Here is a 22,711-nt window from a genome sequence, read left to right on the forward strand (position 1 = left end):
GGGCTCAATCATATCTTGGATTCAGAACTTGCCGTAATAGCCTTCCTTGAGGGCATCATACAGATTGGCGGCGCTGTGCAACTCGCCATCGTACTCGATTTCATCTCCGCCCTTGGCTTCGATAAAAGTGCCGTCTTCCAGCTTGAAACGGTAGGTGGTGTTGGCCAGATCCTGCTCTTTAACCAACACGCCCTGGAAGGCTTCCGGGTTGAAGCGGAACGTCGTGCAGCCTTTCAGACCCTTCTCGTAAGCGTACCGGTAGATGTCCTTGAAATCCTCATAAGGATAATCAGTCGGTACGTTCGCGGTCTTGGAAATCGACGAGTCGATCCACTTCTGCGCCGCAGCCTGGACATCAACGTGCTCGGTCGGCTTGACGTCATCCGCTGCGATGAAATATTCGGGCAGATTGCGCGTGCCCGCTTCCATGCTCGGCAGTGCTTCGGGATTAACGAAATGCCGATAAGCCAGCAGCTCGAAGCTGAACACGTCGACCTTTTCCTTTGACTTCTTGCCTTCGCGGATCACGTTGCGGAAATAGTGATGGGCAAAGCTCGGCTCGATACCGTTGGAGGCGTTGTTCGCCAGTGACAGCGAAATGGTACCCGTGGGCGCGATCGAGCTGTGGTGCGTAAAACGCGAGCCTTTCTCGGCCAGGGCGGCAACCAGCTCCGGATCTTCAGCGGCGACCTGTTGCATATAGCGGCTGTATTTCGCCCACAACAGCTTGCCGGCGACTTTCTGCCCTGCCTTGAGACCGTCCTTGCGCATTTCCGGACGCTTGGCGAGCATGGCTTCGGTGACAATGAACTCTTCATCCATCAACGGCGCAGCGCCCTTCTCTTCGCTGAGCTGCAGCCCTGTGCGCCAGCCCTGGATGGCCATTTCCTTGGATACCTGCTCGGTGAACGCCAGCGACTTGGGCGAACCGTATTTCATGCACAGCATGGTCATGGTCGAACCCAGACCGAGGAAGCCCATACCGTGGCGACGCTTGCGGTAGATCTCGTTGCGCTGCTCTTCCAGTGGCAAGCCGTTGATTTCCACCACGTTGTCCAGCATGCGAGTAAAGATATCGACTACCTTGCGGTACTCGTCCCAATCAAAGCGCGCCTTCTCGGTGAAGGGGTCGCGTACGAACAGTGTCAGGTTGATTGAGCCCAGCAGGCACGCACCGTAGGGCGGCAAAGGTTGCTCGCCACAGGGATTGGTCGCGCGGATTTCCTCGCAGAACCAGTTGTTGTTCATCTCATTGACACGGTCGATGAGAATGAAGCCAGGCTCGGCGAAGTCGTAGGTCGAGGTCATGATCATGTCCCAGATCCGCTTGGCACGCATGACCTTGGACACACGGCACGCCACCTTGCCGTCGGCACGGGTCAGGTAACGATCGTTGGCTGGCACGTTGCGCCACACCACCTGCTCTTCGTTCTTCAGGTCGATGCCGTCTACGTCGACTTCAGCCTGGGTCAGCGGGAAGGACAATTTCCAGTCTTCATCGGCTGCGACCGCCTTCATGAAGTCTTCGGTGATCAGCAGCGACAGATTGAACTGACGCAGCCGGCCGCCCTCGCGCTTGGCGCGGATGAAATCGGTAACGTCCGGATGGCCCACATCGAAGGTCGCCATCTGGGCGCCACGACGGCCACCGGCGGACGACACGGTGAAGCACATCTTGTCGTAGATATCCATGAACGACAGCGGGCCGGAGGTATAGGCGCCGGCGCCCGACACGTATGCACCGCGAGGACGCAGCGTGGAGAACTCATAACCGATACCGCAACCGGCTTTCAGCGTCAGCCCGGCTTCATGCAGCTTGGACAGGATGTCGTCCATCGAATCGCCGATCGTCGCCGACACGGTGCAGTTGATGGTCGAGGTCGCCGGCTTGTGTTCCAGCGCACCAGCGTTGGAGGTGATCCGCCCGGCGGGAATGGCACCATGACGCAGGGCCCACAGAAACTTGTCGTACCACTCTTCACGCAGTTCGGGAGCTTCGACATCAGACAGTGCCCGCGCTACGCGCTGGAAACTCTCGTCTACGGTCTTGTCGATAGCTGACCCATCCTTGGTCTTGAGTCGGTACTTGGTATCCCAGATATCCTCTGAGGCAGGCTGCAAAGCGATACTTGTGACGACGTTATGCAGACGCTGCACCTTGGCTGTTTGACTCATTGCTTTCTCCCGAAACGCTAGGCTACGCCGGAAAAAACCCACCTGAACAACAACTTGCTGTCAAGGGGCCTCCGGAAACGAAAAACACTACTTGTAGTGCATAAAGCGCAATCCTAGCCCCACATATGGATTCGGGCAACTGGTTTAATTTGATTTTTGCCGCTTCAGGATATTGACAGCCGGGGAGCCGCGTCCTGACTGGGATTCGCGCCAGCGGGTCGCCAGCGCCAACCGATGACTGGCGTCAGTGGGCGACGTGCGTGCCGTCGATGGGGAAGAATGTGCCCTTGCTCCAGATGCCGAAACAGGTCTTGCCGTCGACCTCATGCTCCACGGCGCGCTCAGCCAGCTCGTAAAACACATTGCGATTGATCAGCGCTTCGAGATTCGCGCGTACTCGCACGTAGGGTGAAGGCTCCTGCGTCTCCGGGTCGACAACGACACGAATGGGGTTGTCCGGTCCGGCTTCGACGCTATCATCAAGACTGGTGGTGAATCTGAGCACCTGCTCCCTGCCCTCGCCTTCGGCCTCCAGTGCAACGGCTACAAAGGGGGCGTCCTCAACCTGGATAGCCCAGCGCTCGACCGGGGTTACCAGATAGTAACGCTGGTCGTCGTCGAAGCGCAGGATGCCTGCGAACAGCTGAGCCAGCGGTTTGCGGGTGATAGCGGTACCCTCGTGAATCCAGGTGCCGTCACGGGCAATACGCATATCCAGTTCGCCGCTCACCGGCGGGTTCCACAGATGCACCGGAGCTGGCGCGCGGCGAGGCGTTCTCTGCTCGGGTTCGGGGATACTCTGCAGAATGGATTCCGCAGTGGGTTTATCACTGGCCATGCTCTTACCTCAGATTATCGGCCCAACAGTCGACGGGTGTAATCCTCCAGCGGCGGCCGGAGCAGTGTCGACGGCTTGGCCTTGAAAAATTGCAGGAAGCCACCCCTGGTTTCGATCGTTACAAAGTCGACAACGCGACGGGTGGATGTTTCCATCAGGATGAGCTGCAGGTTGGCTTTGTCGATACCCAGCTCGCCCCACTGACCCTGCGACCTCTCTGTATCGCCACCCTGCGCACTGGCAAAGCGCGTGTAAAGCAGATAATCGGCACGATTGGCCTGCGCCTGACCCAGCGCCTCATCCAGCCCCGCTGGCTGGTGCGCCCGCTGCACCAGTGGAAAGAGCTGAACCGCCGCAGCAAAGGCTTCCTCAGCCACGACGTTGGGTCGCGAATAGGGATGGCCCACCGGTACAAAATGGCCCTGCGCGATATACAGGCTGGAATCGGGCTGAAGCGTCCAGGTAGCACTCCGGGTGATGCGGTAGTTGTTCGTCAATCCAGCATCGTCGAGATAATACCGCGCGCTTTCACGCATATCAGAAGGCTTCATGCAGCCGCCCAGCACCGCCAATCCCAGCAACAACGCAAACCAACGCATGCGGTTTCTCCCTGTATGTTGAACACCCAGATCTCGGGTCTCGGAATGAGTCCAGATATTCTTCAATGAGCCAAAGCTCAAAAACCCAATCCCCCTGGCCCCCTTTTCCAAAGGGGGAACTGGTCCGAATGGCTTTTGGTTTATATCTCAAGCAATAGCCATCTATCAGAACAGCAGACATTCGCCATGCCCCGCACGTACGATTCCCCCTTTGGAAAAGGGGGCTAGGGGGATTCAGGGTTTCGATACCTACTCGATGCGCCTATTACATCAAAGCGCACGCATCCATTCCGGTCGTAACCCGGCGTTGGCCGGCTGACTGATGGCCGTGCGTACCTGCTGCAGCATACGTGCCTTGTCAGCACCAAGCACACCTTTGAGCACCAGATAATTCGAAGCGTGGTCACTTCGAAATACGGTATTTTCAAGCTCAAGCGCGTCCAGAAACTGTTCTATCTCACGAAACAGGCCAGCCTGCTCCAGGGGCTGGAAATCCGGAAACTGCTCGCGGTAGCGGTCCATGCCCTGCGGAAAGCTGACCACCAGCGTCGACAGGAATTCTGGCTGGGTAGCGTTCATCAAGCGCGCCGAGTTCAGCGCGTGCTGCGCGCTCAGACTCTGTCCGCCCAGGCCGTTGAGGATCATTACTGAGCGCTGCAGGCCAGCTTCGCCAGCCTTAAGCAGAGCTTCTTCAGTGGATTGCGCGGTCTCGCCCTTGTTCACCCGCTTCAATACTTCATCGTCACCCGACTCCGCCCCCACATACAGCATCGCCAGGCCGGCATCGCGCAGCTCCTTGAGCTCTTCCACGGATTTGCGCTTGAGGTTGCGCGGCAAGCAGTACGAGGTAACCCGCTCCACTGTCGGCATGTGCTCACGAATAGCCTGCAGGATGGTTAGCAGACGATGAGTCGGCAGAATCATCGCATCGCCGTCCGCAAGAAAAACCCGCTGTACGATCAGCTGCTCGCCGCAACGACGAATTTCGTCCAGCACCTGCGCCTCGTCCCGCGCGCGGAATTTCTTCTGAGGAGCGGTGTACATCTCGCAGAAGGTGCACTTGTTCCAGGAGCAACCGTTCGTCACCGGCAAGATCAGCGAATGGGCTTCGCTTGGCGGGCGGAAGACGGGTTCGATGTAATCGATGGGAAACGAATAGGCCACACGCACTCCGAAGGCTAAACAACAGATCGCCAGTCTAAACGAAGCTGCAACCGATTGGGATGGCCAGCTGGCGCGCGCGACCTCCCTGTGGCCGTTCGCCGTGCCACGCCCAGCGGCATTCGTCATTCACCCGAATGGGTTTAGCGCCCCCTTGCCGATTAATTTATCGTTCATCTTGAATCGGGACGATTTTTACTTCTGGCTCAACCTCCACAATACGTTACGGATAATTAAAAAAATGACGCCCACAACAATAAAGAAAACCTCCCCCAAGTTCCTGCTTTCAACTCTATCCGCAGTGGTAATCGCCGCCAGCCTGAGTGGTTGTTTGTCCAGTGGCGGAGGCAGCAGCGACGATGACAGAAAAGAAACTCCGAACCCCCTGCAAGTATCGACACTTCAAGGCGATTACATTGGGATAGTTAATAACGGTATGCGCACTTACCGTGGCATTCGATATGGCGTTGCAGAGCGTTTCGCAGCCCCGGAATTCCCCGAAGCGCATTCAACCCCTGTTAAGTTGAGCACCGATTTCGGAAGCAACTGTCCGCAGAACGATAGCGCCTTTGGCGAAGCCAGCGTTGACGAAGATTGCCTATTCCTCAACGTTTACGCTCCGGAAGAGCCTGGCGAATATCCGGTTATGGTGTGGATCCACGGGGGGGCGTTCGTTTATGGCTCCGGCGGTGAAAGTTACGATCCGGTACGGTTAGTCGAAAAAGGCGTGGTCGTCGTTACGCTGAATTATCGCCTGGGCGCACTCGGCTTTCTCCCCCACGCAAGCCTTGGAGATAGCAATTTTGGTCTGCAGGACCAGCAGTTGGCGTTGCAGTGGGTGAAAGACAATATCAGCAAGTTCGACGGCGATGCCGATAACGTGACGATCTTTGGCGAATCCGCCGGCGGACACAGCGTCATGAGCCAACTGGCCTCTCCGGGCGCGGCGGGACTCTTCCAGAAGGCTATAGTGCAGAGTGGATCCTATAACGGAGCACAGATGCCTTTGCCAATGGGCCAGGCATTGTTCGGTGACGAAACCATATCCAAGACCGCTTGCGAGGATAAGTCTGGAGACGAGGTCGCATCTTGCCTGCGAAGCCTCTCAGTGGACGACCTTCTCGCGGCGCAGCCAGCCAACTTACTACCCGTAACACGTACCGACGTTCTCCCTTGGTCGATCAACGAGGCGCTGGCCTCAGATTTTAACGAAGTTCCCGTAATGATGGGCAGCAACCGGAATGAAGGCACACTGTTCAGCTTGTTGGCCTTGACGCCTACTCCAGATGACCCTGACACCCCCGAAAATGAATCGATCCCCTTTGTGGCGTCCGACGCACGCTATTATGAGGAAGTCGCTTCGCTGCTGGCGTTAGATCCAAGAGGGCTAGATACGACTGCAATCGCAAATGACTATCTCAGCGTCCAGATGCCAGTCGCGCTCCTGATGCAAGCTGGTCTGACGGAGGATGAAGCTAATTCTCTCCGTCGATTCGACGCCTATTCTGCAATAGGTACCGATTGGCGCTTCAATTGCCCTAATAGCGAGCAGTGGGATCTGCTCGCCGACACGGTAGACACATGGGGATACTGGTTCACGGATACCGAAGCACCGAGCATCCTCGGAGATACGCAGTCGCCATTCCCGTTGAAAGCATCCCACTCTTTTGAGATTCAATATGTGTTGAGTTCCAGCGAAACGCTTGCGGAACGCGGTGCTTCCGAAGCTCAATTGACACTGGCCGAGCAAATGGCCACCTACTGGACCAACTTCGCCAAATACGGGGACAATGCTGCAATAGGCCCCAATGGTACAGACGGAGCAACTGGCCCGGTAGAATGGCCGCGACTGACCTCGGAGGGCCAAATCATGCGTTTAAACACACCAGAGCCGGAAGCCGTTGACATAGGCGACTTCCGTGAAACCCATCAATGCGAGTACTGGGAGGCTCCCCCGCGAGTTCAATAATTATCACCCCGTCAGGCCTCGGTACCAAAGTATTCAGTTCCGAGGCCTGTCATTCATTTCATATATCCGGCTGGGTCGGTTTCGGCAACACCGCCAAAAAGTTATCCCGCGCAACCTTCTCCGCCGTCTCCTCGGAAAGCGCATCAAGGAAAGGATCGAAAGCCTTGATATTGCTACCTAAACTATTGAATTTACCGACGACGTCGGAACCGATCATGAACCGATCCGGATAGGCTTCCACCAGCTTCACCCACTTAGGATCCGCCTTCCCTTCCTCATTGAGAAGGTAGATATCCAGCAAGCTCCACGACAGATCAATATACAGATTGGGATACACCTCAAGCATGCGTTCGAGCGTTGGATAGATAAAGTCGAGGCTATCCTGGCGCCGATGAATCTCGGCGCTAGTGCCGGCGTGCGCCCAGATGAAGCGGACCTGTGGGTGCTTACCTAGCGGCTCCTCAAACTCCTGCAGATACAGCGGGTTACGCTCTCTTTTTGATGTAATATTGCTGTGCACCATCACCGGCAGATCAAACTCCTCCGCCAGATAATAGACGCGGGTCATGGCCTCGCTATTGGCACGCGGCGCATCGCCGTGGGTCAGTGCAGTCAAGTCATCATGACGCGTGAAGACTTCGCCTATCCCCTGCCAGATACCCGGATACATCTCTAGCATCCGCCGAAGATGCTCATCGGAATTCTTGTCGTTGGGGTTGAGGCCAGAGAGGAAAGGATGAAACCGCTGCCGCTGGTCTTCCGGCAGTTGCTGCATGGCATGGGCGATGATGGCATCGGTCGCGCTATACCAGTAGGCCCCTGCATCGTCACCCGCGTAGTAGCGTGGACGTTTCGGCTCGTTCTCGTGCCACTTCTTGGCTACCGGGATGCCGGAGAACATCACGTGCTCGATGTTGTGCTCATCCATTTGCCGGAGCAGCTCCTGTATGCCCTCGCTCTCCTGGAAAAAATCCACAAAATGCAGATGCGCATCGGAATAGACGTAATCACGTGCGTGGGCTTGGGACATCAACAGAACCGCCATGGCGGCGGGGACCAAATAACGTAAAGCGAGCAAGGGACTCTCCTGAGGACATACTGGCTGCGTCATGCCGAGAACGGCGGTGCGCAGGAGCCGCCTGATCATTCTGCTGGCAAGGCTCCGCACGCCCGGAGGCGCTGCGTCAGCCGGCAACACAACGGCATGTAAAAGACCCCGGAGAGCAGAGCGAGTTCACAGTGTGCGGGGCAAATCAGGGAGTAACGGTGTCTTCATCCTTGCGCCGCTTGGAGCGGTTGCCCATGCGTACGCCGATATCCGTGAGAAACTGCATGTACCCCTCCTTGTCCTCGATGACCTCTTGCCAGAATGGAGAGTGATACATCGACATAGCACCATGCACCAGCGCCCAGGCGGCGCAATAGTGAAAATAGGGGGGTACGTCTTCAAGTTTGCCGTCGTCGATCCGCTCCTTGATGACGCCGGTAAGGTTGTTGAAGTTCGATGCACGAATCTGATGGAGCTGCCCGATCATCTCGGGCATCTGGCTGGCCTTGACCACTTTCTCTTCCAGGCGATCAAACAAGCGGTACCGGTCCGGGTCGCTCATGCGGAACGCAAAATACTCGCGGGCCAGTGCCTCTTTATCACGTTCAATGGTTTCGGAATGCAGCAGAACCGCCAGCTCACGTTCATAGTCAAGCATCAGGCGCAGGTATATTTCCGCCTTTGATTTGAAGTGCTTGTAGATGGTCCCTTTGCCAATACCGACCTCGTCCGCAATCATTTCGACCGTAACGCTGTCCTCGCCCTGCTCGAGAAACAGTCGCAGAGACGTATCAAGTATTTCCTGCTCTCTTCTGCGGAACTCGCGGACCTTTCTGGATTCTTTTTGCATTCGGCGCACCCGCTTCCCTAACGTCGTTTAACGGCATTATGCCAACTTTATGACTGGATGGACATATTTGGTTCAAACCTGACCGCAAGGTTCGCATGGGTGACGAGGAGAACGCCTCCCTGAAGCAGAGATAACAACGGTTCACGATAAGACGCGTGGGCAACTATTCCGAATCAGTTTATAAAGTGCTGCAAAACCGCTGGAAAGTTCGGCGATATGATCAATACTCAAGGCTAACAGGACGGCATTTCCCCCAATGACGTTCTGTACGGTCAGGTCCAGACCTGGCCTTGCAACACTCCTAATGGTCTTGACCCGAATCCATCCCCCAGGATTCGGGTTTTTTTTGACCAGCGTTCGCTGTGTGCTGGCGAGCTAGACGGCGTCGGGAAACAATCGGTGGAAATTCGCCGTGGTGTTCTCCCAGAGCGACTCGAGGGATTCACCCCTTAGCTCGGACAGGAAAGCGGCCACCTCACATACGAACTGTGGCTCATTCGGCTTGCCCCTGTGTGGTACCGGAGCGAGATAAGGCGAATCCGTTTCGACCAGCAATCGGTCGGCGGGAATGCGTCTTGCCACATCACGCAGAGCTTCTGCATTGCGGAAGGTGACGATACCCGAGAGCGAGATGTAATAGCCCATATCCAGCGCAGCCTTGGCCATATCCCAGTCTTCGGTGAAACAGTGCAGCACGCCGGTCTGCGGGAGATCCGCTTCGTCAAGCAGGGCCAGGGTGTCGGCGCGTGCCGAGCGGGTATGGATAATGACCGGTTTGCCGGTTTGCTGCGCGGCCTGCAAATGCACCCGGAACGAGGTCTGCTGTTGCTCAGCCATATCCGGTTCGTAATGGTAATCGAGACCCGTTTCGCCGATAGCCACACAACGCGGATGGTTTACCGCCTGCACAAGCCATGCAAGGTCGGTCGGCTTTTCGCGAGTCAGATCCAGCGGGTGAATACCGACACTGCAATAGACATCGGCGTGCGCTTCAGCGAGACCTTTGACCACAGGCGCGTTGTCAGCATCCACGCCTATGCAGAGAAATTTGCCAACACCGCGGGCACGCGCTGCATTCAGCGCGGCATCAAGGGAGCCCTCATGGGCAGTCAGATCGAGTCGATCAAGATGGCAGTGAGAATCTATCAGCATGGTTACATCGTATGGGTGGGCCGGTCGGACTTGAGCGCACCGGCGAGGTAGGTTTCGATCTTGCTCCGGGCGGTGTTGTCCTGGTCGCTGAACTGGACGCCTATCCCCGCGGCGCGATTACCTTGCGCGCCCTTGGATGTGACCCAGACAACCTTGCCGGCAACCGGGATCTTTTCTGGCTCGTCCATCAGGTTCAGCAGCATGAACACCTCGTCGCCCGGACGGTAAGACTTGTTGGTCGGGATAAACAGCCCGCCGTGCTTCACAAACGGCATGTAGGCGGCATAAAGCACCGACTTGTCCTTGATCGTCAGCGAAAGAATACCGTTGCGTGGCCCCGCGCTCGGATTGCTCATAATTCACTCAGTCCTTTGTATATTGGCCAGGGTCTATCAACGCACCGTCACAGCGCAAAGACAGCCCTCAAGCGTTGCTTAATCAGGTTAACGCCTTTCAGCCAGCTGTTTCCACTGTATCAGCAACGATTCGACAAACAGAACGCGGTTGAGGTTAGCCTTGCCGAGGATCTTTCCACGATGGTCAAATAACCAGGCTTGCCAGTCCATCAGTAGACGCACATCCAGACGCTGCGCCATGTAACCGAGGACCTTGTCCATGTCATTGTTGGCGACACATTCCTCCGCTCCGGTTTTGAGTTTGAGCAGGTCCAGCGTCCAGCTGCAAAACCAGTCGACCAGCAACTCCAGCGGCACGTTATTCCATCGCTCTGCAAGCTGTGAAGCGGAGCACTGATTCTTGAGCAGCTCCTTGATGCCATCGACTACCAGCTTGCGTAGCGTGAGCGCGTCCATCTGATGCAGCCCCACTGCGCGCAATGGCGCGCCCCCAGCCATCAGCAGGAGCGCTGCGTGCTGCTCAGGCGAAAGATCGGAGAGCTCCTGAGCCAGCCAGCCAAGCGCTTCAGTCAGAACCGGCGTGTTCAACGTTTGCACCCGGCAGCGGCTGCGTATTGTCGGCAAAAGCCGGCTCGGCTGGTCGCTCACCAGTAACAGAAAGGTGTCCCGATTAGGCTCTTCCAGGGACTTCAGGAGGGCGTTGGCTGCATTCAGGTTCATTGCCTCGGCAGGATGCAGGATCACTACCTTGCGTCCGCCCTGCTGGGCCGTTTGCGCAATGAAATCACCCAGCTGACGAATGGCGTCGACGCGTATCGCCTTGCCCTCTTCTTCCGGCGCGATAAGCAGACTGTCCGGATGGGTGCCGGCCTTGCGCAACAGGCAGCTGCGGCAACGTTCGCATGCCATGCCGCGTTGCGGATCGGTACACAACAAAAAGGCACTGAACGCCAAAGCAAAGCGGCGTTTGCCAACACCCGGTAGCCCGGCGAACAGGTACGCGTGAGCATGCTGCGATTGGTCAGCCAATGCGGTCCACAAGGACATATGCCAGGGACATGGCAACAGAGCCGAATCAAGCACGCCAGCGCTCCAGCACGTCTTCGATAACCGGCTGCATGGCCAGGCGCACCTGTTCGAGGCTGCCACTGGCATCGATCACCCGGTAGCGTTGCGGATTTTCACTGGCGCGTTGCAGATAGGTAGCGCGCACGGCTTCGAAGAAAGTGGTTTGCTCCTGTTCGAAGCGGTCGAGCTGGCTCCGCGCACGGGCACGTGCCATGCCCAACTCGACTGGCACGTCGAATACCACTACCAGGTCCGGCCGTACCGGCCCCTGAACCCAGTTCTCCAGCGCGGCGATACGCAGCGGGTCGATCCCGCGCCCGCCGCCCTGATAGGCGTAGGTAGCATCGGTAAAACGATCACTGATGACTACCCGACCCTGTGCCAGTGCTGGCTTGATCAAGGTATTGAGATGCTGCGCGCGTGCGGCAAACATGAGCAGCAACTCGGCGTCCGCATCCATCAGCTCGTCATGCTGGCTGAGTAAAACCTCACGGATCCGCTCGGCCACTGGGGTACCGCCTGGTTCGCGGGTCAACAGCGCCTCGCAGCCCGCGTCGGCCAGTGCCTGGGCGAACACCTTCAGGTTGGTCGACTTGCCGGCGCCTTCCGGTCCTTCGAAAGTAACGAATAATCCACTCACTGCTGTGCCTCGCTGCTGTCAGGTTTGACCGGCGCCGGGCTCGAGCGATACCCCTCCGCCCTGTTGAGCTGATACTGCCGGACCGCGCGGTTATGCTCTTGCAAGGTATCGGAGAACACATGCGAGCCGTCACCCCGTGCAACGAAGTACAGACTGCTTCCGGGCTTGGGATTGACCGCCGCCAGCAAGGCTTCCCGCCCAGGCATGGCAATGGGCGTCGGCGGCAACCCATCGATCACATAAGTATTGTATGTCGTGGCTTCACGCAGATCGCTGCGACGTATCTTTCCTGCATAGGCATCACCCATTCCGTAGATGACGGTGGGGTCGGTCTGCAAGCGCATGCCTTTTTGCAGTCGGCGCGTAAACACGCCGGCAATCTCGTCACGCTCGTGGGGGACGCCCGTCTCGCGCTCGACAATCGACGCGAGAATCAGCGCTTCATAAGGCGTATCGATTGGTAGATCTGCTGCGCGCTGCGCCCATACCTCTGCCAGTACCTTTTGCATGCGCTCGTACGCACGCAGCAGGATATCCCTGTCGCTCATACCCAGGGTGTACTGGTAGGTATCAGGAAAAAACAGCCCTTCAGGGTGGCCTTCTTCAAGTCCGAGCTCAGCCATCAGCGCCTTATCTCCGAGGTCTTCGGGCAGAGTCTGATTCAACCGCTCGGCTGCGCTCAACGCCTGACGAAACTGCTTGAAGTTCCAGCCATCGACCAGCGTGACACTGCGCTGCAGTACATCACCGCTCTGGAGCAGAGCCAGTAAATCATGCACATCCATGCCTGGCTGCAACCTGTACTCACCGACCTGGAGCACCGTGTCGGGCATTTGCCATTGCCAGTAACGCCGAATCCACGCCGAACGATCAAGAATGCCTTGCTCCTCCAGCGAGCTCAGCACCCTGCCTGGCGTACTTCCCGGCTGTACTTCCAGCGTATCGACCACCTGCAAATTGAGTTGCTGGTTCAGAGTCGCCTGTAATACCAGGTATCCACCGACAGCCGCCGCTGAGGCAATAAATCCACAAAATACAATTAGTAAAAGAACCTTTCTAACAAATGACTTCACAATATTGCCTGCCTAGCCAATGCTTGCGCCTGGCGTGTGAACGGTCCTGGCGACCAGGTTTTGTCCATCAATCCAACCACCGGCCAAACCCCAGAGACGCTATTGCAGCAAAAAACCTCGTCGCTATCGAGCAGCTCCTGCAGCTCAACCGCTCGCTGCCTGACCGGCTCGCCCTGGGCAGCAAGTTTCGCAAGCAGATAATCGCGCATCACCCCTCGGACGCCGCATTCGATCACCTCAGGGGTTACCCATTCGCCTTTATGCCGCAAGAACAGATTGCTCATGGTGCATTCCACCGGTTTGCCTAACATGTCGCAGACCAGGCCCTCGCCAAAAGGCGCTTGCCACTCTGCACGCGCCAGGACCTGTTCGAGCCGATTGAGATGCTTCATGCCGGCGAGCGCGGGCTGCAGAGCAAGGCGGGTAACACAGGAATAGAGCACTACGCCCTGCTCTTCGCGTTCCGCTGGATAATCCGGGAGCTGAGCGCCCAGGACAATGCGCGTGGCCGGCCCGTCGGACGGTGCGTAACCCCGCTCGCCGAGCCCCCGCGTAATAATCAGCTTGATCAGCCCTTCACCCAGCCGTGACGCCAGATTGGAGGCTTCCGTGATAAGCATTGGTAGATCAAGCGCGATCCGCAGCCGCGCAGCGTCGCGCTCGAGTCTGGCGAAATGATAGTCCGCCAGAGTAAGCCTGCCCTGAGCGACCCGGATGGTCTCGAACAGTCCGTCACCATATGCCAGGCCCCGGTCCCGGGCAGATACCTCGCCCGCGGGCTGTCCATTTACAAGACAGATATCACCGGCATCGCAAGCCATTGACTGGCTCATGCGTGGCGACGGAAAACCAGGCTACCGTTGGTGCCGCCAAAGCCGAAGGAGTTGGAAACGGTGACATCGAGCGATCGTGCTTGTGCCTCAAGGGCCACGTAGTCGAGATCACAGCCTTCGTCAGGATTGTGCAGGTTGATAGTCGGCGGAGCCACCTGATCGCGAAGCGCCAGAATGCTGAAGATAGCCTCGACCGCGCCCGCTGCGCCCAGCAAATGCCCCGTCATGGATTTCGTGGAGCTGATCGCTAGTCTGGAAGCGTGCTCGCCAAATACGGTCTTCACGGCGCGCGTTTCAGCCAGGTCCCCGGCCATGGTGGAGGTACCATGGGCATTGATGTAGCCGACCTGGTCTGGCGTGACGCCCGCATCGCGCAAAGCATTGTTCATGCACTTGGCTCCGCCACGCCCATCTTCAGGCGGTGCGGTCATGTGATATGCGTCCCCACTCATACCGAAACCAATCAACTCAGCATAGATGGTCGCGCCACGCGCCCTGGCCTGCTCATACTCTTCGAGTACGACCGCACCCGAGCCATCGGACAGGACGAATCCGTCGCGATCCTTGTCCCAGGGTCGACTGGCTGCCTGCGGGTCATCATTACGGGTGGACAGCGCCCGCGCGGCACTGAAGCCACCGAGCCCAAGACCACTGGTCGCCATTTCCGAGCCGCCGGCAATCATCACGTCCGCTTCGCCATAGGCGATGTTGCGCGCGGCCATACCGATACTGTGGCTTCCGGTGGTGCAGGCTGTGGTCAGGGCGTAGTTCGGACCCTGCAATCCGTACTGAATGGATAGATACCCGGCAACCATGTTGATGATGGACCCGGGGACGAAGAACGGAGAGATTCTCCGCGGGCCGCTGGCCATCAACAGCTCATGGTTCTTCTCGATATTAGTCAGACCACCAATACCAGACCCCATGGACACACCAATACGGTCACGGTTTGCATCGGTGACTTCGATTCCCGAGTCGTTCAACGCCTGCATGCACGCTGCAACGCCGTACTGAATAAACAGATCGAGCTTGCGCGCCTCCTTGGCGGCCATGTAAGGCTCGATATCGAAATCTCTGATGGAGCCGCCGAAGCGCGTGCCAAAGGCGCTGACATCCATGTGCTCTATCGGGCCGATACCGCTCTTGCCCGCCAATGCGGCCTGCCAGCTGCCTTCTACCGAATTACCCAGCGGGGTCAACATGCCCAGGCCAGTTACCACGACGCGTCTGCGCGACACAGGAAACTCCTTATTCAACTATCGAGAAGCACGGGGAAGCCATAGCCTCCCGCGAGCGCGGTATTGTCGCATAATGCGCGACCACGGCAACTCAAGCGAGCACGCCAGAATACAAAACGCTCGCTGCAGATACTAAAAAGCCGCAGTACTTGAACAGGACTGCGGCTTTTTACTGGCCCTTATCAGGCTACGCGATTACTTCTGGTTGGAGTTCACGTAGTTGATAGCTTCCTGGACAGTGGTGATCTTCTCGGCTTCTTCATCCGGAATCTCGGTCTCGAACTCTTCTTCGAGAGCCATCACCAACTCGACGGTGTCGAGGGAGTCAGCACCAAGATCCTCAACGAAAGAAGCGTTGTTGGTCACTTCTTCTTCTTTGACGCCGAGCTGTTCGGCAACGATTTTCTTGACGCGTTCTTCGATGGTACTCATACCTTGTTCTCACTCCTATTTGCAGTTCCGAGAAGCCGGACTGCGGGTAGTTTATAGAAACGATTCGCGATTTTTCAAGCGCCAAAAGCATCTATGTGTAAACGGTGCCGGCCAGGTAGACCCTCACCGAGAGATTCTTGACTGCGAAAGCATACCCGTGCCACCCGAAAGTGGATAGGGTTTGCCGGATATTCAGCCCATGAACATGCCGCCATTGACCGGAATTGTCGCACCCGTGATATAGCCAGCAGGCTCACCTGCCAGGAAACTCACCACTGCTGCAATCTCCTCCGCTTGTCCCAGACGCCCCAGAGGGATCTGTTCGAGCATGACTGATCGCTGATTTTCATTCAGAGCCCGGGTCATATCGGTATCAATGAACCCCGGAGCAACGGAATTAACGGTAATCGACCTGGAGCCTACTTCCCGCGCCAGTGATCTTGCGAAGCCTTCCATGCCCGCCTTGGCTGCAGCATAGTTGGATTGTCCGCCGTTGCCCATCCCGCTGACTACGGAACTGATGTTAATGATACGTCCCCAGCGTGCCTTGGTCATACCCCTGAGTACAGCCTTTGACAGACGGTACACCGAACTCAGGTTAGTACTGATGACGTCTTCCCACTCTTCTTCTTTCATCCGCATCAGCAGGTTATCGCTGGTGATCCCTGCGTTATTGACGAGAATCAGTGGGGCGCCAAATTCGTTGGTGATGCGCTCAAGCACATCGGAAACAGACTGGGGGTCGCGTACATCAAGCTTGAGCCCTGTGCCCTTGTACCCTGCTTCGGCAAGTTTCTCGGCTATCTCAGCCGCGCCCCGGTCGCTGGTTGCAGTCCCGACAACGACTGCCCCCTGAGCAGCCAGCTCGTGGGCAATGGCCTGGCCGATTCCCCGACTTGCGCCAGTGACCAGCGCTACCTTTCCTTCCAGACTCATGCTCAAGCTCCTTGTTTGAATGTTGCTCGGGTGGCGGAGAAGCCGTCGATGGTATCCAGATGATGGGTATTGACCCCTTTAGCGCAGCGCTTGTTCAACCCGGACAATACCTTTCCTGGACCACACTCGACCAGATCAGTAACGCCTTGCGCCGCCAGATACTCGATACTTTCAACCCAGCGCACCGGACTGTACAGCTGCTCCACCAACAACGAGCGTAGCGCATCTGTGTCGGCCGCGGGCCGTGCGGTGACATTCTGTACCAACGTAATGGTCGGTGCGCCCCACTCCAGAGCGGAAAAGTCCTTGGCCAACTGCTCCGCTGCCGGCTTCATCAGCGCGCAATGTGACGGCACGCTGACCGGCAAGGCAATGGCACGCTTGGCACCAGCTTCCTTGCAAGCCTCAATGGCCCGCTGCACAGCACTCGCCTGACCTGCGATGACCACCTGGCCGGGAGCATTGAAGTTAACCGCGCTGACCACCTCGCCTTGAGCAGCGACGGCACAGATCTCGATGATTTTTTCATCGTCCAGGCCGAGAATCGCCGCCATGCCGCCCGCGCCTTCAGCCACGGCCTGCTGCATCAGCTGACCTCGACGTTCGACCAGCCGCAGCGCGTCCGCAAACCCCATAACCTCGGCAGCCACCAATGCTGAATATTCACCCAGGCTGTGCCCTGCGACAAACGCCGGACGCACTTCGCTCTGCGCACACCACAAACGCCACAAGGCAACTGAAACGGCCAGAATCGCTGGCTGGGTCCGATCAGTGCGATTCAGCTCTTCCACCGGACCGTCCTGGCACAATTGCCATAGATCGTACCCCAGCGCGCTTGACGCTTCGGCAAAGGTTTCGCCGATCAGCGGCTCCTGTTTTGCCAGCTCCGAGAGCATACCTAAAGCCTGGGAACCCTGGCCGGGAAAAACGAATGCGAGGGATTGAGTCATGCAGCCTTCCTCGTTATTGAAGTAATTGAAGGATTGAGTGAATCAGAATGCAGGTTGGATGCACCGCAGCAACACCAGGTCACACCCGCGGTTGCCTACAGGTGACCAGCCGTTTTGCGATACGTTTCGGCAATCCTGCCTGACTGGCCAGTATCGCTTGGCCAATCGCTGCTTCGAAGCCAGCCTGGCTGGCAGCACCGTGACTTTTCACCACCACGCCGGACAACCCGAGTAACGTGGCGCCATTATATCGCGCTGGATCGTGGCGCTCATAAACCGGGCGCAGCACGCGCCGCAGCAGGGGGCTGAGCAGACGTAGCGTACGACTGCCCTGCAGCGCGCGACGCGTCTCGTTCTGCATATATACAGCCAGCCCCTCACAACTCTTGAGCATTATGTTGCCGACAAATCCGTCACAGACCACCACGTCCGCCTGATTGCGGAACAAGCCGTCGCCCTCGACATGCCCGATGTAATTAAGCTCCTGACAGGCGCGCAGCATTTCTGCCACCTCCCGGACGCGCTGACCTCCCTTGTTGATTTCCTCGCCGATGTTCAGCAGACCGATACGTGGGCGATCGATACCGGTAAGTTCGGCCACGGCTTCGGACCCCATCACCGCGAACTCGAATAGCTGCTGGGCGGAGCAATCAACATTGGCACCCAGATCAAGTACGTAACAGGAGCGCCCTGCTACCGGCAGCGCCGCCATGATCGCCGGGCGCTGGATACCCTCAAGGGTGCCCAGCACGGATCTGGCCAGCACCATCAGCGCGCCGGTATTGCCCGCGCTCAAACACGCCTGGGCCTTGCCATCGCGGACCTGCTCAATCGCCACACGCATGGACGCGTCCGGCTTGGCGCGCAGGATGCTGGCGGGCGAATCGGTGGAGAGCACTACATCGGAGGTGAACACATACTGCACGCGCTGTGGCGGCAACAGATGCTCTTTTGCAAGTTGCTGGACCGGGTCGGCAGAACCAACCAGCACAACATTCAGATCGGGATATTGACGAAGGGAGCGAGCTACGGCGGGGATAATGCAACGGGGACCGAAGTCCCCGCCCATTACATCAATTGCCAGGGTCATTTGAGGTGTCGTCATTGACCGCAACGTACTATCAGCGGACCTGGGCAAATTGACGTGGACAAGACTTACTCGTCGTTGTCCTTGTTGATCACCTGGCGGCCGCGATAGAAGCCATCGGGAGATACGTGGTGACGAAGGTGAGTCTCACCAGTAGTCTTGTCAACAGACAAGGACGGTGCGGACAGAGCATCGTGTGAGCGACGCATGTCACGCGCGGAACGAGACTTTTTGTTCTGCTGTACAGCCATGACTATAAGCTCCTAAGCTTTAGGTATCACGTTTCAACTTGGCCAGCACGCTGAAAGGGTTGGGCTTTTCGGCTTCTTCCTCCGGCTCCGGGATATCGGGCTGATAACCTGGTGGATGCTGACATGTTCCCGTTGGATGCATCGGAACCGCTGGCAGGGCCAGCAAGAGCTCATCTTCGATCAAAGCGTGCAGATCGAGTTTTTCATCATCCAAGATAACCGGTTCATAGTTCCGGGGCAGGTTCTTGGCCGCCTCGTCACTGCTTACAAAACCCACGTCGCACTCACTGTCGAGCGGGATCATTACCTGCTCAAGGCAGCGCTGACAAATCAGCGCCACATCGACCTGATAATGGCCGTGCATGGCATGCACGCCCTGTTCGTCACGCGAAAACGACAGTTTTACCTGTACATCTTTAGCGGGGGCGTCCAGTAAGGCGCTCAGACGCGGCATCTTGCTCGCAGGAACCGTCCCTTCCAGAACGATGCTGCGGTCAATCAGCTTGTGCGGCTCAATGTGTGCGGGTATAGGTCCTGACATAAGCGCGCAATTCTAGGGACCACGCCCTCCGCTGTCAAAACTATTTGCAGAAATATGCACAGGGTCTGCTCCCGTGTCAGCGCGGCCCCACCCGAAGTGAGGCAAAGCGACTCCTGGATCGCGTCCGATGTCCATTCTGCCTTAGGATAGCCGCAGCACTGCCCCTTCTCCACCGCAAAAGGAACTCCTAATGCCTGGCCTGGTACTGGCATCCAGCTCCCCATACCGCCGCGCGCTGCTGCAGCGCTTGCAGCTGCCCTTCGAATGGGCAGCTCCCCATATAAATGAAGACCCCCAAGCTAACGAAACCGCGGAACAACTGACACTGCGCCTGGCGCTGGAGAAAGCACGAGCTCTGGCAGAACGCTTCCCGAATCATCTGATAATCGGTTCGGACCAGGTACTGCTGCTGGGGGACGATCCAGTCAGCAAGCCCGGCGATCACGCCACTGCCGCAGCCCAACTGCGCCAGTGCAGCGGCAGAGCTGTACGTTTCGTCACATCACTATGTCTGCTCAACTCCGCCACGGGCGACTATCAACAGGACTATGTGCCGTTCGAAGTCGTGTTCCGGACGCTGGACGATGCCAGCATTGAACGCTACCTGGCCCGCGAACAACCATATGATTGCGCGGGCAGCTTCAAAGCGGAGGGACTGGGTATCAGTCTGTTCAGGGCGCTGCGCGGCGACGACCCCACCAGCCTGATCGGTCTTCCCCTGATCAGGCTATGCGAGATGCTCAGGCAGCAAGGTATTCAGATTCCCTGACCAGGACAGCTAGCGCAGGGTTGGAGCCGGCGCAGTACTGGCCAACTCCAACTGCCTGGCCAACGCCGCGCCGATGCTCGTGCCGAGCTGCCGGGTAAACCGCGCCAGAGGGGACTCTCGATGAGTAAAGTCCACCGTTTCTTCAGCCCCAATGATGTCCCGGGCAACACTAGAAGTACTGGCCAACCCATCAATCAAGCCCAACTCAAGCGCCTGTTCGCCAGACCACACCAAACCACTGAAGAGATCAGGGTGATCCTTGAGCCGATCGCCCCGCCCCGCCTTTACCTGATCGATAAATTGCTGGTGGGTATTGTTCAGCACGGATTGCCAGAACTCGCGTTCATCGGCTTTTTCTGGCTGAAAGGGATCAAGAAAGGTTTTATGCTCACCGGCCGCGTACGTCCGGCGCTCGACACCCAGCTTGTCCAGCGTGCCAACAAAACCAAATCCGGCTGCCGTCACACCGATTGAGCCGACCAGGCTGGCCTTGTCGGCATATATCTCATCCGCCGCGGCGGCAATGTAATAGGCACCCGAGGCACCTATATCCGCGATGACTGCATAGAGTTTGATATCCGGATGCTCACCGCGCAGCCGCTTGATTTCATCGTACACATAGCCAGACTGAACCGGACTGCCGCCCGGACTATTGATACGCAGCACCACGCCCTTGGTGTTCTCGTCTTCAAAGGCGCGCCGCAGGCTAGTCACCAGATTGTCGGCGCTGGCCTCTTCGAGATCCGCGATAGTGCCGCGCAGTTCAACCACAGCGGTATGCGGCTCCGTTGTACCGGCACCGTCCCCGCCACCCCAGGGCGAAAGCATCAGGAAAGCGCCAAGTAGATACAGGAATGTCAGCGACTTGAAGAAGATGCCCCAGCGGCGCGACCGACGCTGTTCCTGAACCGAGGCCTGCAGCGTTTTGTCCAGCAATTGCCAGGCTTTGCGATCTTCTTTCTCCACTGCAACCTCCTCCCTGGAGCGCATCGGACCTTCGGTCCACTCATCCCCTTGCATGCTCATACCTCGATTGTCTGGCGGGCGCCGTAACGCGGCATCACCCAGCCGTGGAACTCAATAAACTCATCAATGCAGTGCACCGGGTCGCAACACAACAGCTGCTCCCTGCTCTGCGCCCCGTAGCTGACCGCAACACCCGCCATGCCGGCATTACGCGCCATGTGCATATCGAACTCGCTATCGCCAACCATCAACGCCTGCTCAGGCGCAACGTCCAGCTGCGCCAATATTTCCCGCAGCATCAACGGATGCGGCTTGCTGGCCGTTTCGTCGGCACAGCGCGTGGCATCGAAATAATCCGTCAGACCATGCTGTGCGAGAATCCGCTGGAGCCCACGCCGGCTCTTGCCGGTTGCCACCGCAAGATTGAAACCCTGCTTCCGGCACGCATCCAGTGTATCCATCACCCCCTCAAACATAGGCGAAGGAGTAAGCTCCAGCCGGATATAGCAGTCGCTGTATGCTTGCTTGAGAGCCGCAGCCCGCGATGGGTCATCCAACTCGGGGTACAGGGTGGCGATGGCCTCGGGCAATCCCAAACCAATAATGCCGCGCACAGCCCCGGCAGCCGGAACAAGCAAACCCACTTCATCGGCCGCCACCTGCATGGCCTCGACGATTTTCTCGACCGAATCCACCAGCGTGCCATCCCAATCGAAGATCAGAGTATTGAATTCATTCATAGCCGGTTAATCGCGCCAGGGTGCTGTCCCACATCTGACCGGGTTCAGCACTGATTTCCAGCACCGCACCATCTGGCAGCTCTGTACGCAACGAGGCTGCGTGCAGAAATAAACGTTTACCACCCAGCTCTTTTATCTTCTGCGAGAAATCGTCATCACCATACTTGGGGTCGCCGGCTATCGGATGCCCTGCATGGCGGGCATGCACGCGGATCTGATGCGTTCTGCCAGTGATAGGCTGCGCCTCGACCAGCGTGGCGAAATCACCAAAACGCTGCAGCACACGAAACTCGGTCAGGGATTCCTTGCCGTCCGCGTCTACCTCAACCATCCGCTCACCAGAACGCAGATTGTTTTTCTGCAACGGAGCGTGCACCCGCTTGGTGGTGGCCGGCCAGCGGCCACGCACCAGCGCAATGTATCGCTTGGTCACGCTATCGCTACCGTTGTCGCCTCGCAGCGCCGCGTGCAAATGGCGCAACATGCTGCGCCGCTTGGCAATCATCAGGCAGCCGGAGGTGTCACGATCCAGCCGGTGCACCAGCTCCAGCTGACCACTGGCTTCAGGCCGCAACTGACGAATAGCCTCAATCACGCCAAAATTCAAACCGCTACCACCATGCACCGCCAGACCTGCCGGCTTGTTGACGACAATCAGCGCTTTGTCTTCATACAGAATGCTGGCTTCCAAAGCTTGCAATATGCCGCGTCCTACGAGCGCGGGCTCGTTGGGCTCCGGCAGGCGCACCGGCGGAATCCGTACGCTGTCACCCGCCTTCAACCGGTAGTCAGGCTTGATCCGCCCCTTGTTCACCCGCACTTCCCCCTTACGGAGAATCCGGTAAATCAGGGTTCTTGGAGCGCCTTTGAGGCGAGTAAGCAGGAAGTTGTCAATGCGCTGCCCGGCCAGGTCCTCGGGAATCAGCACGGTTTGCACGGCAGAAGGCGCTTCAGATGCAGGAATTTTCATCCGCGCATGATACATTTTTTCATGCAATTGAAGCACTTAAAAAATGCTGATATAGTCCGGCGAGCTGCG

General features: G+C 57.7%; 24 protein-coding genes. 2 read left to right on the plus strand and 22 right to left on the minus strand.

Annotated elements, in window-relative coordinates:
• Window positions 1-21: 21 nt before the first annotated feature.
• The 4 genes from FZE95_RS00865 to FZE95_RS00880 all read right to left on the minus strand — a co-directional run bounded on the left by FZE95_RS00865 (window position 22) and on the right by FZE95_RS00880 (window position 4,776).
• Window positions 22-2,175, minus strand: a complete 2,154-nt coding sequence (locus tag FZE95_RS00865; protein WP_150298925.1) for an adenosylcobalamin-dependent ribonucleoside-diphosphate reductase — start codon at window positions 2,173-2,175, stop codon at window positions 22-24.
• Between the two features lie 244 nt (window positions 2,176-2,419).
• Window positions 2,420-3,013, minus strand: coding sequence for a DUF1285 domain-containing protein (locus FZE95_RS00870; RefSeq protein WP_150298926.1), 594 nt, complete (start codon window positions 3,011-3,013; stop codon window positions 2,420-2,422).
• A gap of 14 nt (window positions 3,014-3,027) precedes the next feature.
• Complete coding sequence (locus FZE95_RS00875; protein WP_150298927.1) at window positions 3,028-3,612, minus strand: DUF4823 domain-containing protein; 585 nt, start codon at window positions 3,610-3,612, stop codon at window positions 3,028-3,030.
• 270 nt (window positions 3,613-3,882) lie between these two features.
• Window positions 3,883-4,776, minus strand: coding sequence for a radical SAM protein (locus FZE95_RS00880; protein WP_223824919.1), 894 nt, complete (start codon window positions 4,774-4,776; stop codon window positions 3,883-3,885).
• A 151-nt stretch (window positions 4,777-4,927) separates the two neighbouring features.
• Between FZE95_RS00880 and FZE95_RS00885 the strand changes: the two genes are divergently transcribed.
• Window positions 4,928-6,742: a carboxylesterase/lipase family protein gene (locus tag FZE95_RS00885; RefSeq protein WP_150298929.1), complete on the plus strand. Its 1,815-nt coding sequence runs from the start codon at window positions 4,928-4,930 to the stop codon at window positions 6,740-6,742.
• A gap of 58 nt (window positions 6,743-6,800) precedes the next feature.
• On the opposite strand, the gene FZE95_RS00890 is transcribed toward FZE95_RS00885, so the two are convergent.
• From FZE95_RS00890 to FZE95_RS00960, 15 genes are all read right to left on the minus strand, one after another.
• On the minus strand, window positions 6,801-7,787 hold the full coding sequence (locus FZE95_RS00890; protein ID WP_190324477.1) for an amidohydrolase family protein: 987 nt from the start codon (window positions 7,785-7,787) through the stop codon (window positions 6,801-6,803).
• A gap of 208 nt (window positions 7,788-7,995) precedes the next feature.
• Complete coding sequence (locus FZE95_RS00895) at window positions 7,996-8,640, minus strand: TetR/AcrR family transcriptional regulator (RefSeq protein ID WP_150298930.1); 645 nt, start codon at window positions 8,638-8,640, stop codon at window positions 7,996-7,998.
• Window positions 8,641-9,015: 375 nt separating this feature from the next.
• Window positions 9,016-9,792, minus strand: a complete 777-nt coding sequence (locus tag FZE95_RS00900; protein ID WP_150298931.1) for a TatD family hydrolase — start codon at window positions 9,790-9,792, stop codon at window positions 9,016-9,018.
• A gap of 2 nt (window positions 9,793-9,794) precedes the next feature.
• Window positions 9,795-10,148, minus strand: coding sequence for a PilZ domain-containing protein (locus FZE95_RS00905; protein WP_150298932.1), 354 nt, complete (start codon window positions 10,146-10,148; stop codon window positions 9,795-9,797).
• Between the two features lie 87 nt (window positions 10,149-10,235).
• Window positions 10,236-11,231 (minus strand): DNA polymerase III subunit delta', encoded by a 996-nt coding sequence (locus FZE95_RS00910; RefSeq protein ID WP_263398674.1) that lies wholly within the window; start codon window positions 11,229-11,231, stop codon window positions 10,236-10,238.
• On the minus strand, window positions 11,224-11,856 hold the full coding sequence (gene tmk, locus FZE95_RS00915; protein ID WP_150298933.1) for a dTMP kinase: 633 nt from the start codon (window positions 11,854-11,856) through the stop codon (window positions 11,224-11,226). The genes FZE95_RS00910 and tmk overlap by 8 nt, the downstream gene beginning before the upstream one ends.
• Window positions 11,853-12,929: an endolytic transglycosylase MltG gene (gene mltG, locus FZE95_RS00920; protein ID WP_150298934.1), complete on the minus strand. Its 1,077-nt coding sequence runs from the start codon at window positions 12,927-12,929 to the stop codon at window positions 11,853-11,855. The genes tmk and mltG overlap by 4 nt, the downstream gene beginning before the upstream one ends.
• Entirely contained in the window at window positions 12,926-13,750 is an 825-nt protein-coding gene (pabC, locus tag FZE95_RS00925; RefSeq protein WP_190324452.1) for an aminodeoxychorismate lyase, read from the minus strand. Before pabC ends, mltG begins: the two co-directional genes overlap by 4 nt.
• A gap of 8 nt (window positions 13,751-13,758) precedes the next feature.
• Window positions 13,759-15,000, minus strand: a complete 1,242-nt coding sequence (gene fabF / locus FZE95_RS00930) for a beta-ketoacyl-ACP synthase II (protein ID WP_150298935.1) — start codon at window positions 14,998-15,000, stop codon at window positions 13,759-13,761.
• Window positions 15,001-15,195: 195 nt separating this feature from the next.
• Window positions 15,196-15,432 (minus strand): acyl carrier protein, encoded by a 237-nt coding sequence (acpP, locus tag FZE95_RS00935; protein ID WP_150298936.1) that lies wholly within the window; start codon window positions 15,430-15,432, stop codon window positions 15,196-15,198.
• Between the two features lie 192 nt (window positions 15,433-15,624).
• On the minus strand, window positions 15,625-16,368 hold the full coding sequence (fabG, locus tag FZE95_RS00940) for a 3-oxoacyl-ACP reductase FabG (protein ID WP_150298937.1): 744 nt from the start codon (window positions 16,366-16,368) through the stop codon (window positions 15,625-15,627).
• Between the two features lie 2 nt (window positions 16,369-16,370).
• Complete coding sequence (gene fabD / locus FZE95_RS00945) at window positions 16,371-17,318, minus strand: ACP S-malonyltransferase (protein ID WP_150298938.1); 948 nt, start codon at window positions 17,316-17,318, stop codon at window positions 16,371-16,373.
• Window positions 17,319-17,397: 79 nt separating this feature from the next.
• Window positions 17,398-18,408, minus strand: coding sequence for a phosphate acyltransferase PlsX (plsX, locus tag FZE95_RS00950; protein WP_371923469.1), 1,011 nt, complete (start codon window positions 18,406-18,408; stop codon window positions 17,398-17,400).
• A 65-nt stretch (window positions 18,409-18,473) separates the two neighbouring features.
• Window positions 18,474-18,656 carry a 50S ribosomal protein L32 gene (gene rpmF, locus FZE95_RS00955; protein WP_150298940.1) on the minus strand — a complete coding sequence of 61 codons (183 nt, stop codon included), beginning with the start codon at window positions 18,654-18,656 and terminating at the stop codon, window positions 18,474-18,476.
• 19 nt (window positions 18,657-18,675) lie between these two features.
• Complete coding sequence (locus FZE95_RS00960) at window positions 18,676-19,197, minus strand: YceD family protein (RefSeq protein WP_150298941.1); 522 nt, start codon at window positions 19,195-19,197, stop codon at window positions 18,676-18,678.
• A gap of 190 nt (window positions 19,198-19,387) precedes the next feature.
• Here FZE95_RS00960 and FZE95_RS00965 point away from each other — a divergent pair, with 190 nt between their 5' ends.
• Window positions 19,388-19,966 carry a Maf family protein gene (locus tag FZE95_RS00965; protein WP_150298942.1) on the plus strand — a complete coding sequence of 193 codons (579 nt, stop codon included), beginning with the start codon at window positions 19,388-19,390 and terminating at the stop codon, window positions 19,964-19,966.
• Between the two features lie 9 nt (window positions 19,967-19,975).
• Here FZE95_RS00965 and sppA read toward each other — a convergent pair whose 3' ends face one another.
• The 3 genes from sppA to rluC are packed head-to-tail and all read right to left on the minus strand — an operon-like array spanning window position 19,976 to window position 22,642.
• Entirely contained in the window at window positions 19,976-20,986 is a 1,011-nt protein-coding gene (gene sppA, locus FZE95_RS00970; RefSeq protein ID WP_371923470.1) for a signal peptide peptidase SppA, read from the minus strand.
• A 2-nt stretch (window positions 20,987-20,988) separates the two neighbouring features.
• A complete protein-coding gene (locus FZE95_RS00975; protein WP_150298943.1) occupies window positions 20,989-21,672 on the minus strand; it encodes an HAD-IA family hydrolase in 684 nt (227 codons plus the stop codon).
• Window positions 21,665-22,642 carry a 23S rRNA pseudouridine(955/2504/2580) synthase RluC gene (rluC, locus tag FZE95_RS00980; protein ID WP_150298944.1) on the minus strand — a complete coding sequence of 326 codons (978 nt, stop codon included), beginning with the start codon at window positions 22,640-22,642 and terminating at the stop codon, window positions 21,665-21,667. The genes FZE95_RS00975 and rluC overlap by 8 nt, the downstream gene beginning before the upstream one ends.
• Window positions 22,643-22,711 lie beyond the last annotated feature (69 nt).

This window comes from Pseudomonas profundi (assembly GCF_008638305.1).
Classification (GTDB): Bacteria; Pseudomonadota; Gammaproteobacteria; order Pseudomonadales; family Pseudomonadaceae; genus Halopseudomonas; species Halopseudomonas profundi.

What these genes read in the sequence shown, in the direction of transcription:
- FZE95_RS00965 (WP_150298942.1), top strand. Translation starts at nt 19,388, where the DNA reads ATGCCTGGCCTGGTACTGGCATCCAGCTCCCCATACCGCCGCGCGCTG.
- sppA (WP_371923470.1), bottom strand. Translation starts at nt 20,986, where the DNA reads ATGCAAGGGGATGAGTGGACCGAAGGTCCGATGCGCTCCAGGGAGGAG.
- rpmF (WP_150298940.1), bottom strand. Translation starts at nt 18,656, where the DNA reads ATGGCTGTACAGCAGAACAAAAAGTCTCGTTCCGCGCGTGACATGCGT.
- FZE95_RS00875 (WP_150298927.1), bottom strand. Translation starts at nt 3,612, where the DNA reads ATGCGTTGGTTTGCGTTGTTGCTGGGATTGGCGGTGCTGGGCGGCTGC.
- FZE95_RS00870 (WP_150298926.1), bottom strand. Translation starts at nt 3,013, where the DNA reads ATGGCCAGTGATAAACCCACTGCGGAATCCATTCTGCAGAGTATCCCC.
- FZE95_RS00975 (WP_150298943.1), bottom strand. Translation starts at nt 21,672, where the DNA reads ATGAATGAATTCAATACTCTGATCTTCGATTGGGATGGCACGCTGGTG.
- rluC (WP_150298944.1), bottom strand. Translation starts at nt 22,642, where the DNA reads ATGAAAATTCCTGCATCTGAAGCGCCTTCTGCCGTGCAAACCGTGCTG.
- fabG (WP_150298937.1), bottom strand. Translation starts at nt 16,368, where the DNA reads ATGAGTCTGGAAGGAAAGGTAGCGCTGGTCACTGGCGCAAGTCGGGGA.
- plsX (WP_371923469.1), bottom strand. Translation starts at nt 18,408, where the DNA reads ATGACCCTGGCAATTGATGTAATGGGCGGGGACTTCGGTCCCCGTTGC.
- FZE95_RS00960 (WP_150298941.1), bottom strand. Translation starts at nt 19,197, where the DNA reads ATGTCAGGACCTATACCCGCACACATTGAGCCGCACAAGCTGATTGAC.
- FZE95_RS00890 (WP_190324477.1), bottom strand. Translation starts at nt 7,787, where the DNA reads ATGGCGGTTCTGTTGATGTCCCAAGCCCACGCACGTGATTACGTCTAT.
- fabD (WP_150298938.1), bottom strand. Translation starts at nt 17,318, where the DNA reads ATGACTCAATCCCTCGCATTCGTTTTTCCCGGCCAGGGTTCCCAGGCT.
- FZE95_RS00900 (WP_150298931.1), bottom strand. Translation starts at nt 9,792, where the DNA reads ATGCTGATAGATTCTCACTGCCATCTTGATCGACTCGATCTGACTGCC.
- acpP (WP_150298936.1), bottom strand. Translation starts at nt 15,432, where the DNA reads ATGAGTACCATCGAAGAACGCGTCAAGAAAATCGTTGCCGAACAGCTC.
- FZE95_RS00895 (WP_150298930.1), bottom strand. Translation starts at nt 8,640, where the DNA reads ATGCAAAAAGAATCCAGAAAGGTCCGCGAGTTCCGCAGAAGAGAGCAG.
- FZE95_RS00865 (WP_150298925.1), bottom strand. Translation starts at nt 2,175, where the DNA reads ATGAGTCAAACAGCCAAGGTGCAGCGTCTGCATAACGTCGTCACAAGT.
- FZE95_RS00905 (WP_150298932.1), bottom strand. Translation starts at nt 10,148, where the DNA reads ATGAGCAATCCGAGCGCGGGGCCACGCAACGGTATTCTTTCGCTGACG.
- pabC (WP_190324452.1), bottom strand. Translation starts at nt 13,750, where the DNA reads ATGGCTTGCGATGCCGGTGATATCTGTCTTGTAAATGGACAGCCCGCG.